General features: G+C 42.2%; 11 protein-coding genes. 2 read left to right on the top strand and 9 right to left on the bottom strand.

Annotated elements, in window-relative coordinates; all coding sequences use genetic code 11:
* Window positions 1-178: 178 nt before the first annotated feature.
* Window positions 179-1,348 carry an ROK family transcriptional regulator gene (locus ACFSMW_RS17805; protein WP_390357646.1) on the top strand — a complete coding sequence of 390 codons (1,170 nt, stop codon included), beginning with the start codon at window positions 179-181 and terminating at the stop codon, window positions 1,346-1,348.
* A gap of 170 nt (window positions 1,349-1,518) precedes the next feature.
* On the opposite strand, the gene ACFSMW_RS17800 is transcribed toward ACFSMW_RS17805, so the two are convergent.
* From ACFSMW_RS17800 to ACFSMW_RS17760, 9 genes are all read right to left on the bottom strand, one after another.
* Window positions 1,519-2,844, bottom strand: a complete 1,326-nt coding sequence (locus tag ACFSMW_RS17800) for a GntT/GntP/DsdX family permease (RefSeq protein WP_390357645.1) — start codon at window positions 2,842-2,844, stop codon at window positions 1,519-1,521.
* Between the two features lie 196 nt (window positions 2,845-3,040).
* Window positions 3,041-4,054: a sugar kinase gene (locus tag ACFSMW_RS17795; protein WP_390357644.1), complete on the bottom strand. Its 1,014-nt coding sequence runs from the start codon at window positions 4,052-4,054 to the stop codon at window positions 3,041-3,043.
* Window positions 4,047-4,799 carry a 2-dehydro-3-deoxy-phosphogluconate aldolase gene (gene dagF / locus ACFSMW_RS17790; RefSeq protein ID WP_390357643.1) on the bottom strand — a complete coding sequence of 251 codons (753 nt, stop codon included), beginning with the start codon at window positions 4,797-4,799 and terminating at the stop codon, window positions 4,047-4,049. The genes ACFSMW_RS17795 and dagF overlap by 8 nt, the downstream gene beginning before the upstream one ends.
* Window positions 4,796-5,905 carry a DgaE family pyridoxal phosphate-dependent ammonia lyase gene (locus tag ACFSMW_RS17785; protein ID WP_390357642.1) on the bottom strand — a complete coding sequence of 370 codons (1,110 nt, stop codon included), beginning with the start codon at window positions 5,903-5,905 and terminating at the stop codon, window positions 4,796-4,798. Before ACFSMW_RS17785 ends, dagF begins: the two co-directional genes overlap by 4 nt.
* Window positions 5,883-6,986 (bottom strand): amidohydrolase/deacetylase family metallohydrolase, encoded by a 1,104-nt coding sequence (locus ACFSMW_RS17780; protein WP_390357641.1) that lies wholly within the window; start codon window positions 6,984-6,986, stop codon window positions 5,883-5,885. The genes ACFSMW_RS17785 and ACFSMW_RS17780 overlap by 23 nt, the downstream gene beginning before the upstream one ends.
* A 202-nt stretch (window positions 6,987-7,188) precedes the next feature.
* Window positions 7,189-7,908, bottom strand: coding sequence for a GntR family transcriptional regulator (locus tag ACFSMW_RS17775; protein WP_390357640.1), 720 nt, complete (start codon window positions 7,906-7,908; stop codon window positions 7,189-7,191).
* A gap of 359 nt (window positions 7,909-8,267) precedes the next feature.
* Complete coding sequence (gene araA, locus ACFSMW_RS17770) at window positions 8,268-9,692, bottom strand: L-arabinose isomerase (protein ID WP_390357639.1); 1,425 nt, start codon at window positions 9,690-9,692, stop codon at window positions 8,268-8,270.
* 33 nt (window positions 9,693-9,725) lie between these two features.
* Entirely contained in the window at window positions 9,726-10,421 is a 696-nt protein-coding gene (locus tag ACFSMW_RS17765; RefSeq protein WP_390357638.1) for an L-ribulose-5-phosphate 4-epimerase, read from the bottom strand.
* A gap of 25 nt (window positions 10,422-10,446) precedes the next feature.
* Window positions 10,447-12,033, bottom strand: coding sequence for a xylulokinase (locus ACFSMW_RS17760; protein WP_390357677.1), 1,587 nt, complete (start codon window positions 12,031-12,033; stop codon window positions 10,447-10,449).
* Window positions 12,034-12,336: 303 nt separating this feature from the next.
* Here ACFSMW_RS17760 and ACFSMW_RS17755 point away from each other — a divergent pair, with 303 nt between their 5' ends.
* Window positions 12,337-13,422 carry a GntR family transcriptional regulator gene (locus ACFSMW_RS17755; RefSeq protein WP_390357637.1) on the top strand — a complete coding sequence of 362 codons (1,086 nt, stop codon included), beginning with the start codon at window positions 12,337-12,339 and terminating at the stop codon, window positions 13,420-13,422.
* Window positions 13,423-13,681 lie beyond the last annotated feature (259 nt).

Genomic DNA, 13,681 nt, shown 5'->3' with positions numbered 1-13,681 from the left:
AATCGCTGTCAATGATAAGTTTGTAATATAAGCATGTTATATGGATGTTTTATTTTTAATTACTATATAAATTAGTTTCTTTGTGCACACATTAAACAAACTATAACAATAAAGCTTTATCCAGAAAATTTGTATGATAGAATGGATATAGAATGATTCAGATATAAGGAGTCGACGTATGAAGACAACGCAAATAGCCAGTCACAATCTTGTGAAACAAATAAATAAATCCATCGTATTTGAAGCAATCAAAAATAATGGCCCTGTGTCGCGGGCACAAATTTCTAAAGAAACAGGATTAAACAAGGCAACGGTATCTACGATGGTCTCCGAACTGCTGGATGCTTCCTTTGTTCATGAAATCGGAGAGGGAAAATCGAGCGGCGGCAGAAAACCCGTCATGCTTTATTTTAATCAACATGCCGGTTATTCAATCGGAATAGACTTAGGTGTTAATTATATTTTAGGCATTCTTACAGATTTAGCCGGCAACAAGGTCGAAAAAACATTAATGGACCTACCATCACCACAACTGGATGATGTATTGGAACAAATACATATCATGATCGAATCTCTGATTGAAAAAGCGCCTGAAAGCCCCTACGGAATCGTCGGTATCGGCATTGGCGTCCCCGGCCAGGTGGACCAGGAGGATAAGATATTGTTCGCACCAAATTTAAAATGGTCGGATGTAAACCTGAAAAAAATAATCGAAGACACATTCCAAATCCCAACGAAGTTAGAGAATGAAGCGAACGCAGGGGCTCATGGTGAGCAGCTGTATGGTGCAGGAAAAAACATCAGCAATCAAGTTTATATCAGTATAGGGATAGGCATCGGGACAGGGATCATCATCAATCAACAGCTTTATAAAGGGACATCAGGTATATCTGGAGAAATGGGGCATTTCACCATAGATGCGAACGGCAGGAAATGTTCATGCGGAAGTCGCGGTTGCTGGGAATTATATGCTTCAGAAGGCGCGCTTTTAGCAGCTGCCCACAAAGCAAAAATAGCTGAAAACGTGGATTTGGAATTTTTGCTTACGGAAGCAAAGAAAGCCAATCCAGTGGTTTTACAACTATTACATACGCTGGGGGAAAATATCGGAGTCGGGCTCGTCAATATCATTAATACTTTCAATCCCGGAGCTGTCATCATCGGGAACCGGATAGCACAATTCGAAAACTGGATTGCCAACCCGATTGAACGGGTCCTCGCAGAAAGGCTTTCTGTCTATCATAAGAAAAACACGGAAATCCGTTTTTCCGTTCTCGGAAACGATTCAGTCGCCCTCGGCGTAAACTCTTTTGCGATAGCTGAGTTCTTCCAGAGACAGAACATGTAGGTAATGCAACAATACTCGTTTCCTCTATGCAGTATAAAAAAGCACCCGGCAACCAAAAACAGGATAGCACTCAAAACAGCTATCCTGTTTCCCATCAACATGTCAAACTTCTTATAGAAGAGGTGGAGATTCTTTAGTAGAAAAATCCCGCCTTTCTCACACTTACTGCTTTAAATGATAGCATTTAAAACAAGCACAAAAGCAAAAGCCACAAAAGAAAGAATGGTTTCCATCACTGTCCAGGTCTTGAATGTTTCTTTCACTGTCAGCCCCATATACTCTTTCACCAACCAAAAACCCGCGTCATTGACATGTGATAGCATCAATGAACCGGCCCCTGTCGCAATAACCAACAATTCCAAATTCACATCTGTCATGTGGGCCACTACCGGAGCAACAATTCCAGCAGCTGTTGTTAGTGCGACAGTAGCAGATCCAGTTGCAACCCGCACTAACCCCGCCACCAAGAATGCCAAAACAATCGGCGACAAAGAAATTTGCTCCGCCATGGTCGCAATGGCATCCCCAACACCACTATCTATCAAAATTTGCTTAAATCCTCCGCCAGCTCCAATGATCAAAATAATCGAAGCTAAGGGAAGCAAACAGTCATCTGTCAACTTTTTAATTAATTTTCCTTCCATCCCCTGGCGGTATCCCAAGAAATAGTATGCTGCGAAACAGGCAAGCAATAAGGCGATGACAGGACTGCCGATAAACATCAGAAACTTTGCAATCACCGTTGGAAGAGAGATATAAGGAACAATAACAGTAAGCAACATAAGCAAGACAGGCAGCAATATCGTAAAGAATGAAATACCTGTACCTGGCAATTCCGCCAGTTTTCTTTCTTCTTGAAATAATTCCGGCTCTCCTACTGGAACCACACGTTTGTGAACCCACTTGGCAAATAAAGGTCCGGCAACTATTGCAGTCGGAAAAGCAATGATCAATGAATAAAGAAGAACGTGCCCCATATTGGCATCATAGATACCAATAGCTGTCATGGCACCAGGGTGCGGCGGAACCAATCCATGAACAATTGACAAACCCGCTAAAACAGGGATACCTATCAGTAAAATATTTTGCTTGGTCGATTTGCGGATAGATATCACTAACGGAAGTAAAATAACTAGCCCTACTTCAAAAAATACGGGAATTCCAATAATAAATCCCGAGAGCAACATAGCCCATGGTAACTTTTTCTTTCCGAACTTCTCAATAAAAAAATCGGCCACTTTTTTACCTGCACCTGAATCGGACATCATTTTCCCCAAAATTGTTCCAAGCGCTAATATGCCAACCAGGTGCCCAAGGACTGATCCCACACCAGTTTCATAAGCATCCACGATCTTATCCATGGACAGACCTGCGAAAAGAGCCAAAAACAGACTAGCTACAGTTAAACTGATAAATGCATGCCATTTCCACCATGAAACTCCTAATATCACGATAACAATCGCTACAATCGTTATGACCAGCAGATATAAATTCATATATACCACCTATCCTTTGCCAAGAAATCGTTTTCATAATCACCCTTTTGAAGGGTCCTTGCTATTTCTTATTTCCTGAAAAGCTTTCAGGGTGGACATTGTTGTGGTTGTCATAAATCCACTCGAATCGGAACCTTCTGCCAGCTTTCTTTTGTATACTGGAGAAGGTCCATACCCTATTCACACATATGTCTGATTATCTTTTCACATCTTCCATGACCCCTGACATGGCTGAGCGTATTTCCTCTTCGGTCGCCATGGGCGTATCCCCGGCGATTGTACAAGCGAGTATACCCGAAGCTGCAGCAAACCGGACGGTTTCTTCTGGCGAAAGCCCCTTCAATTCTCCGTGTAGAATGCCGCTTGTATAAGCATCTCCGGCACCAATTCTGTCAAAAACGGAAAATGACATATTTTCCGAGAATGAAAAAGTCATATTTTGATATATAAATCCTTTAAGCGAATGGATATTATCTTGTTTGACTTCCCGATGTGTCCCCGCAATGGTTCTGATGTGGAACATTTTTGCAACGCTTGGGATCAACTCTTTCAGCTGCCCTACCTTCGTCGTCTTCTCCGTTTTCATTCCTAAAATATACATGGCATCCTTTTCATTCATCATGACAATGTCTGCCAAAGCGAGCATTTCCTCATAATGTGGTTTTGCCTCGTCATATCCCCCTTTCCACAAAGAAGGCCGGTAGTTACAGTCAAAACATACTATTCCGCCTTTTTCTTTGACTCTTCTGGCAAGCGTTTTCATTGTTTCGCGAACCTTATCTGTCATCGCCAATGCGATGCCACAAAAATGCACAACATCTGCAAATTCAGCAATTGAATCCAAATCATAATCAAATGATCCAGCTGTGTTGAAGCTGCTTTCCAACCTATTCGTATAGGTCACACGACTCGCCCGCTGTCCAAAACCATTTTCCAGAAAGTACATGCCCATATATTTTCCACCCCAAGAAATATATGTATCTCTAATCCCTAATCGCTGCAAAAATGACAATGCTGCCTCACCCAAAGGGTTCCTCGGTATTCTGCTAACAAGATATCCTTCGTGTCCAAGCTTTCCCATTGCAGCAGCAACATTCACTCCCGTCCCCGAAAAGGTGTACTGCAATGTATTTGCCTGCGCCAGTAATTCATGACCTGGCACCTGCAAACGCATCATGACTTCCCCAAATGTCACTATTTTTTTAGGCATATCTATCAACCTGCTTTTTAACGACGGCTAGCAGACTTATGACATCTTCCACGTTGGTTTTTCCAGTTTTCTTGTCTACAATGGAGGAATATACGTGCGGAATTACTTTCGGGACCCTTGCTTCCAATGCCAAGTCCAGTATCTCTTCAAAGTTTTGCAAATCGATACCACCAGTCGGCTCTAAAGCGAACGCTTCTTCACCACAGGCTTTAGCTACAGCACAGAATTCATCTTTATGGGTCAGACCTTTCATGGGAAAATATTTTAATGCGTTTCCACCCATATCACGAACAAGCGCGATAGCTGCTTTAATCGGTACAATGGCATGTTGTGATTCTGCACTGACAGGACCCGTGGAAATATTCACATAGCCAGTTTTCCCTGTCGGTGAGACAAGCGCATTGATCCAGCTATCTTTTCCAGCCAGGTTCATCCGGGTAGCTCCCACGGAAGGGAATACCTGATTGATATGACTGCCAGGATAATACTTGGCAATTTCGGCGACTACTGCCGCTTGCTTATTATCTCCGGCGCCTAATCCGATGGAAACTGCATCATCTATCGCTTCTCCATATGCTTTCATCGCTTCTGCTGCTGCATCCACGGTTGGGTAATCCTTGGAAAGCACCCCTACCAGCACATGCCCTTCAGCAGATTCAAAAACTTCTTTCGCGTTTTCCACACTATTAGCAAGTACATTCAATGCAACCCGGCCGCGATAAAATCTCTCCTCCATTTTCATCATATTAATTTCCCTCCCAGAATATTTTCCAATTTTTGCTTGATGACTTTCATGTCGTCCAATTGGAGCGGTCGTGGATCGATATCAAAAAATCCTTGGCTGACACCATAATCACGTGTATAAATAGCAATGTCGCCATTCCTTAATCGGTCATTCACTTCCTTGGCTGTGATGCTGGCGACTGAAGGATCGATTTGAATTCTTGCACGGAAAATAGCACGCCCCGCTTCATCTTGAACAATTGTCACTTTCACACCATTGATGGCCGAGAGTGAAGTTAGCATTTGCAGGCTGGCCTTTTCTTGTTCGCTGTTATCTTCTTTTTCCATATACTCATCCAGCGCTTGGAGCAGCCCGAACGTCGTTTCTTTACCTACTTTCATACTTCTCCCTATATAATGCTGCTGAAGTTTGACCCAATCCACATATCGTTGCTTGCCAGCAACAATTCCGGATGTCGGCCCTTCAATGGCTTTGGAACCACTGTATATCGCCAAGTCGGATATTTGCACATATCTTTTCACATCTTCTTCGGCAGCAGCATCAATAATCATTGGTACATTGTTAGCCTGTGCAATTTCCCATGCTTCTTCTGCGGAAATCATATTCTTTTGAACCGCATGATGGGATTTCACATATAAAATAGCTGCAGTCTGTTGGTTGATAGCATCAGCAATATGTTCCACTTTTCCTTCATTGGCATACCCTGCCTCCACCAATTTACCGCCGCCAAGGTATATCATTGTTTCCATCGGAGCGCCATATTGCACATTATGGCCCTTCAACATGATGATTTCATTTTTCGGCAGGATTTCCTGGTGCAGCTTTTCGCTCTTGTGTCGTTCCCCTTGTGTAACCATCGCAGCAACGGAAAGCGCGATACCGCTTGATGCTGAGTTGACTACCACTGCCGCTTCAGATTCGATCACATCGGCAATATGCTGTCCGGCTTTATCCACCAGATCGGAGATTTCCACATAATTCTGACCGCCAGTTTTCATTGCATCCATCACCGTATCACTAGGCGCGGATACACCTAAAATACTCATACGTCCGCTTGCGTTGATGACTCTTTTCAAACCATATTTAGCATGCAATGTATTCTCCATTGATTACAACTCCTTTTACAACAATTTGCTGTTCAGCTTTTCTGCTTTCTCCTTCCGAATCGAACAAAGTTACAGGTCTATCCTCGACTGAAAACAAAGTGAGATTGGCGGTTTGACCATTTCGCATTTTCCCAAGTTCCGGCCGCCGCAACCAGTTTGCTGCGTTCACAGTAACACCATCTATGATTTCTTTTAGCGAGTATCCCAAATACAGAAACTTGGTTAGCACATTTGCCATGCTGTATACTGGACCCTCAAGCCGATTTTTCCGATAAATATCTGTGCTGATCGTGTTGAAATGGACATTACTTGCCCTCGCCTGTTCTGCTGTATGGAAGGAAAAACTGGCATTGCCGTGTCCAATATCAAGGTGAATACCACGTTTGATTGCATCCAGAAGTTCAGGCAGCGGATTGCCTCCTGTATCGAATACATTGTTGGCTTTTCCATTCAAAAAATGGGTGATCACATCGTTTTTTTTCAGTAACTGCAGCACTTCTTTAATTTCCGGGGGGCCAGACCCGATATGCACCATGAGTGGCAGACTCGTATCATCAGAAAACTTTCGTGCGATTTTTAGAGGCTCTACCCCATTTGGCCCAACAACACTTTTGCTGATTCTCGCTTTTAAGCCGACAATGGCATCACCATAGTTTTCGATTGCCTGCAGCAATTTCCCTTCATCCAGCCAACTAAGGTTAGCCAATTCATCAACTTGTTTCAGTCCGATTCGAGAAATATTCAAGAAAGCTAACAAATTTGTCTTGGCGTCTTTAGCGTTGCTCATCAAATCATTGATCCGGTCAGCCCCAGTACTGCCAGCATCTACAATAGTAGTGACTCCTGATTTATATCCGATTTCGTCCATGTCATCCCCATATGGATCAAATTCCGGAAAAGCATGTACATGCATATCAATCCAACCGCTAGATACATAGACTTTATTTTGAAAATCAATGATATGCTCTTCTGATTCACCTCCAGCAGGAGATATGTTGCTAATCTTTCCATCTGTGATTGCTATATCTGCGCTGTTGCCATCGATACGTTTTACATTCCGCAAAATAAAACTGTTCTTCATGTAATCATCCCTTTTATCTCTGATGCTGTATTAGTGTAAGCGGTTATCATTCTCTTTCTTCACCAGCCTACCACTTTTCAATCGATAAATCAATATAACATTATAATGTTTATGAGGTAAAAAAATAATGAATAAAAAACCGCGGATAAAACATCCATGCAAAACCACGGTTTGGCGACAATAGATACCATGTCTTTCCAGACTACACATCATAGTGAATCAAGTACTTTTGCATGGAAGTATTATAATATCCCACACTATATTCAATTAGCTGATCGTTTTCGTCATAAGCATATCGTTCCCGCTTCAAAATCATACGATCATCATCCATTTCTAATTTCTTGGCAACATTTGCAGGTACATCGACCACATCAAACTGATCTCGAAAGGTTTTCAAGTCGATATTCTTGTCCTCGATCAGCTTATATAACGATTGATCCTGATAAACCGCAGTCTCTCTGTTCATCAGTTGACTGGAAACATAATGCATATAATGGATATACGGACGATCATCAAGAAAGTAAAGGCGCTCTATACTGAAGCAATATTTTCCGAATAAATGATATTTTTCTGTACCTGGTTGATTTTCCAGTTCGTTGACATTCAGAATTTGCTTTTGAACTTTATGCCCCTGTTCCACCAATGTTTCGGTAAACCGTTTGCCCCTGGAAAGTTTGGAGGCGGTTATATTCCGTATCACTTTTGTTCCTTTACCGCTTCTAGTCTCCAGATAACCCTCCTGAACCAGTTCCTTGATCGCATTGCGAACGGTAATTTTACTGACATTGAATTCTCTTTCCAACTCAGGTTCAGGGGGAATATTCTCTCCTATTGCATAAACCCCGTGTAAAATACGATCCCGAACAATATCTCTGATTTGTGAGTACAATGGTCCTTTTTTTCGTGATACACGCATGTTCATCCTCCTAACCAGTATCTCGCTTGCTTACATTCATTCCCTTTAGAGGGCAGTTCTCGGCCAATGCAGTCAGAGAACTGAAAAAATTTGACTAGCACATGCTTTGATTATACACTCAAACGCCCTGAGAAACGTATAACGTCTTTGTTATTGTACGATAAGTAACAAGCGTTTTGCCAATTTGGCATATTTTAGCAGTTGGAAGGAGAAGTCTTTTGTCTTTAAGAAAAGAGGCAATAACAACCCAAGGGATATTATTGCCAGTAATGATAAAAAGGTCCATAGCTCCTTATTTTTGGATGCATGTGCCAGCATCCGTTCTTATATTTTGCCTGTAAGAAAGCAGCGCTCTCACAAGCTCATTAGTTAATGACGGTATATTCCAAGTTAACCAGTTTTGCATAAGTTATGATCTGATCCGTTGTCAAATGCAATGATACAACGGTATGATGGCCGCCCCCATTTTCAATCCAAGTCTTCACACCATGTTGGAAATCAGGCTTGATTTCCCAAAGCACACGAGCCACCGGAAGTCTCGGCGCTGGCGCAGTCGGCTCGAATGCAGAAATTTCATTGATCAATAGTTTAAAGTGCGTGCCGAAGTCAGCCATTGAAACGACTACCCCGTCCCCTGCTTTACCATCAAAAACCAATCGTGCCGGATCTTTGCGCTCCCCCATGCTTAAGGGAGATACAACAATTCGCGGTTTATTGCCAGCCAAGGTCGGATCAACCTCAAGCATATGAGATTGAAGCACTGATTCCTGTCCCGGAGTCAATTCATAGGTATAGTCCTCCATAAAACCCGTCGCTTGATGATGACTCATTACTTTGAGTAAGCGATCTAATGCTGCAGTTTTCCAGTCCCCTTCACCTGCAAAACCATAGCCTTGTTCCATCAAACGCTGGACCGCAAGACCAGGAAGCTGCTCCATACCATATAAATCTTCGAAGTTAGTCGTAAAGGCACGATAACCGCCATCATCAAGGAAACGTTTAATGGCTATTTCATAGCTTGCCTGTACTTTCACACTAGCCTCCCACTCTTCCTTGCTATATGTTCCGTAATCGAATTCATAGCGCTTTTCATATTCTGCAAATAAAGCATCCACTTCGTCCACCTTTACAGCTTCCACATACTGCACAAGATCCCCAATCCCAAAATAATCCACTGTCCACCCAAATTGGATCTGAGCTTCAATCTTGTCTCCTTCTGTTACGCCAACGTTTCGCATGTTATCCCCAAAGCGGGCTACTTTGATATCGAAGCTTTCATGATAAGCAACCGCCACGTCCATCCAATCCGCGATTTGTTGTTGTACCTCGGTATGTCTCCAATGGCCTGCGACTACTTTATTACGTTTTTGTAAACGCGCATTGATAAAGCCGTATTCCCGATCACCATGGGCCGATTGATTGAGGTTCATGAAATCCATATCAATCGTTTCCCATGGAATACGTTCATTGAATTGTGTTGCCAAATGAAGCAAGGGCTTTTGTAATAATTTTGTGCCGCGAATCCACATTTTCGCTGGTGAAAATGTATGCATCCAGGTAATGACACCAGCAACTTCATCACGATAATTAGCTTCCTTCATCATATTAGTGATTTTGTCTGCGCTGACGGCTAGATCTTGCAATACAATCGGGTAAGGCAAAATATCGCTTTCATTTAGGGCATCCGTCATTGTTTGCGCATGTGCTTTTACTTCTGCCAAGGCTTCTTCACCATACAAATGTTGTGAACCGACGATAAACCAAAACTGTTTTTTCTCCATTGCAGACATACAGATTCCCCTCCATCAATCAAAATTTTTGCATTATTCTTGCCCGTAATAAGCGTTTTCTCCATGTTTTCGCAAATAATGCTTATCTAAAATACGCTGTGGCAATTCCTCTGCAAAATGATTCAAACCCCGAGCAAATAAATTCGTTTTTGCAACTTCATCCAGCACCACACTGTTCATGACTGCTGACTTTGCGTCCTTTCCCCATGTAAACGGGCCGTGTCCATGCAGCAAAATCCCTGGCACCGCTAAAATGTCCAAATCGCGTTCTTCAAATGTTTCAATGATCACGTTGCCGGTTTCCGTTTCATAACCACGGTCGATTTCCTCTTCTGTCAAAAAACGCGCACAGGGTACAGACCCATAGAAAGTATCAGCATGTGTGGTTCCCATTGCCGGCACATCGAGGCCTGCTTGTGCCCAAATAGTCGCCCAAGTGGAATGGGTGTGTGCGATGCCGCCGATTTCCGTGTAGTATCTATAAAGCACAGCGTGGGTATCTGTATCGGATGACGGATTCAATTTCCCTTCAACGATATTTCCGTCCAAATCGACGACCACCATATCATTTTCTCTCATTGTTTCATAGTCCACACCACTGGGCTTGATTACAAACAGACCGCTCTTACGATCAATGGCACTTACATTTCCCCAAGTATATTTCACAAGTCCTTGTTTCGGTAAATCCAGATTTGCTTGAAATACTTCTTTTTTCAGTTGCTCTAACATAGCGTCACCTCCAAATTGCTGCTTATCACATAAAGTGGTCTACAGCTGCCCGCTCGATTACCAGACCTTTCTTGTATCGTTCGATAAATTCTTCGAAGCCTTTCACATCCGATTGATCCGGATGTATTTCCGTCCTATTTGAAGTTCGGTACACTTTTTCATCAAGAAAATCTTCTAATCTCTCATTTCGTTCTTTATTCTTCATATAAGATGCAAGAATAGCGATCCCCCAGGCTCCTCCATCTCCAGCTGTTCCCATCACCGAGACTGGTGCATTAATTGCAGCCGCAATCATTTTCTGACCAACAACAGGGGTTTTGAATAGGCCGCCATGGGCCAGAATGCTGTCAATTGCAACATTTTCTTTCTTTTTCAAAATATCCATACCGATTTTCAAAGCCCCGAAGGCAGTGAAAAGATGCGTCCGCATGAAGTTTGCCAAATTAAAATTGCTTTCGGGAGAGCGAACGAATAATGGCCGCCCTTTCTCCAATCGAGTGATATTCTCGCCTGAGTAGTAACCATAGCTCAGCAAACCGCCGCCATCCTGATCAGCCTCTAATGCTTTCGTCAACATCACATCAAATAATGTATCTGTTTCTACTGCTTGGCCCATCGCTTCCGAAAATTCACGGAACAGGCCTAGCCAGGCGTTGATGTCACTTGAACAGTTATTCGCGTGTACCATTGCGACTGGACTTCCGTTTGGTGTGGCTACTAAATCTATTTCGGGGTATACGTTAGAAAGTTTTTCCTCCAGCACGATCATGGCAAAAATAGAAGTCCCGACCGAGATGTTTCCCGTACGTTGTCTCACACTGTTTGTCGCAACCATGCCTGTTCCTGCATCTCCCTCTGGTGGACAGAGCGGGATACCGGGTTGTAAATTTTGTGATCTGTCCAGTATTTTTACACCGATCTTGGTAAGTTCGCCAGCTTGTTTACCTGAAATACAAACTTCAGGAAGAATATCCTCCAGCTTCCATGGAAAACCTTTGGCAGCAATCAATTCATCAAACTGTCTCAGCATTGTCTCATGATAATCCTGTGTTGTTTCATCAATCGGAAACATGCCTGAAGCATCCCCGATACCAAGTATTTTTTTGCCTGTCAGCAGCCAGTGCATGAACCCTGATAATGTTGTCATAAAATCAATACGTGGCAAGTGTTTTTCTTCATTAAGTATTGCCTGATAAAGGTGTGCAACACTCCACCGTTCCGGGATATTGAATTGGAACTGATCCGTCAATGTTTTTGCTGCCGTACCAGTTGTCGCGTTGCGCCAAGTACGAAACGGGACAAGCAATTCCCCGGTGTGGTCAAAAGCCAGATACCCATGCATCATTGCAGAAATCCCTATAGAACCAATTGTCCGGATAGTGACCCCATGACTTCTTTCCACTTGCTGTTTCATTTCGCTATAAGCCGTCTGCAGACCAGTAATAATATCTGCCAAGTTGTACGTCCAAAAGCCATTTTCTAAGATATTTTCCCATTCATAGCTTCCAGTGGCGATCGTTTCAAAATGATTGTCAATCAGCACAGCCTTGATGCGGGTCGATCCAAGCTCGATTCCAAGGGAAGTATCTCCACTGACGATTGCCTGTTTCATGCTCGCTTGATCTGCTTTCACATAAAATCCCCTTTCTGATACCAATTCATAATCAAAAGAAGGCGCTTTCTCATCGGTTACAGTATAATTTTTGTACGTATATTTGTCAATTATATTCAAATATATACATATATATTTGACGTTTTAATAAGGCTAAATTAAACTGTACAATAGTCTTCCCAATACTGAATACTGGTTTAAAAGGAAATCTTTTCATCCGTTCATAACAATGGTAAAATATGTACGTATAAATATTGATATGAATCAAATAAAATGAAATGACCTATGAAAGCAGTGAGAGAATTGAAACCAAAATATCAAGTCATTATTGATGATATAAAAAGTAATATCCTTTCCGGAAATTATAATGAAGGAGATCGTATTCCAACCGAAACCGCCATGCTTGAACAATATGAAGTCAGCAGACACACCGTTCGCAGAGCTATTGCACAACTGGCGAGCGAGGGATTTCTAAGGAGCGAAAAAGGATCCGGCACTTATGTCAGCAGCCAATATCAGGCAAAATCCAGTGGAACAGCCAATAAGAAAACAATTGGTGTCATTACCACCTATATATCTGACTACATATTCCCCTCTATCATTCGCGGAATCGAAAGCAGGTTAAATGCAAATAACTATTCGTTACTATTAGCCAGTACGAACAATGACGTCGATCAGGAAAAAAAAGCATTGGAAACGATGCTTTCATATGGAGTAGATGGTTTGATTATTGAGCCAACCAAAAGCAACTTGTACAATCCGAACATCGCCTACTACCTGTCGTTCAAAGAACAGAATGTGCCATTCACCATGATCAATGCTTATTATGAAGAGTTAGAGGTACCCTTCTTTTGTCTCGATGATGTGCAGTCTGGCTATTTAGCAACAAAAGAATTGATTTCAAAGGGGCACAAGCAAATAGGCCTCCTTACAAAAACGGATGATTTGCAAGGGAAATATCGAATGAAAGGATATATCAAGGCACTCGGAGAAGCCAAATTACGTTTTCAGCCAGGACAGGTGTTTTCTTTCAGCACGGAATCAAAGCCTGACCTTTATACGAATCTGAAGTCATTCCTGATGGAAAACAGAGAGGAATTGACTGGCTTAGTATGTTATAACGATCAGGTTGGGCTTGAAGTAACAAAGGTATGCAAACACCTTGATATTTCTATACCGGATGAATTATCGATCATTGGTCAGGACAATTCATACATGGCTAAAAATGCGAACATCAAACTAACGACGTTGACACATCCACAAGAACAAATGGGAAGGGATGCGGCGGATTGGATCATTAAAAAATTACAAGGAAAGAAGAACCTGCCTAACGAGACCTATTATCAACCCTTGTTCGTGGAGGGAGAAACCGTAAAAAAAATTGATTAAAATAATTAACCCATGTATAAGGTTTTTAAGCCTGTCCCCTTGATGTATCATTAGGGACAGGCATTTTTAAAACTTTGATACTGCACTATTTTTTGCTGGATTCTGACAAATGCAATCACTCTAAACCAATTCCTCACAAGCTTTCAGCAGAACACCATATATTACTTTGCATGCTAACACTGCTCCGATTGACAAACGCCATTAATTATAATATTCTTTATAAAAATAAATTGTTAAAAAATAATGGCATTCAAATTCC

The organism is Tigheibacillus halophilus, from assembly GCF_042683165.1.
Lineage (GTDB): Bacteria > Bacillota > Bacilli > Bacillales > Amphibacillaceae > Tigheibacillus > Tigheibacillus halophilus.
Note: the sequence above shows the minus strand (reverse complement) of the source record. Positions and strands in the feature narration are given on the sequence as shown.

Excerpts from the sequence above, each read along its gene's own strand:
- ACFSMW_RS17805 (WP_390357646.1), top strand. The coding sequence starts at position 179 with ATGAAGACAACGCAAATAGCCAGTCACAATCTTGTGAAACAAATAAAT.
- ACFSMW_RS17800 (WP_390357645.1), bottom strand. The coding sequence starts at position 2,844 with ATGAATTTATATCTGCTGGTCATAACGATTGTAGCGATTGTTATCGTG.
- ACFSMW_RS17795 (WP_390357644.1), bottom strand. The coding sequence starts at position 4,054 with ATGCCTAAAAAAATAGTGACATTTGGGGAAGTCATGATGCGTTTGCAG.
- dagF (WP_390357643.1), bottom strand. The coding sequence starts at position 4,799 with ATGATGAAAATGGAGGAGAGATTTTATCGCGGCCGGGTTGCATTGAAT.
- ACFSMW_RS17785 (WP_390357642.1), bottom strand. The coding sequence starts at position 5,905 with ATGGAGAATACATTGCATGCTAAATATGGTTTGAAAAGAGTCATCAAC.
- ACFSMW_RS17780 (WP_390357641.1), bottom strand. The coding sequence starts at position 6,986 with ATGAAGAACAGTTTTATTTTGCGGAATGTAAAACGTATCGATGGCAAC.
- ACFSMW_RS17775 (WP_390357640.1), bottom strand. The coding sequence starts at position 7,908 with ATGAACATGCGTGTATCACGAAAAAAAGGACCATTGTACTCACAAATC.
- araA (WP_390357639.1), bottom strand. The coding sequence starts at position 9,692 with ATGTCTGCAATGGAGAAAAAACAGTTTTGGTTTATCGTCGGTTCACAA.
- ACFSMW_RS17765 (WP_390357638.1), bottom strand. The coding sequence starts at position 10,421 with ATGTTAGAGCAACTGAAAAAAGAAGTATTTCAAGCAAATCTGGATTTA.
- ACFSMW_RS17760 (WP_390357677.1), bottom strand. The coding sequence starts at position 12,033 with ATGAAACAGGCAATCGTCAGTGGAGATACTTCCCTTGGAATCGAGCTT.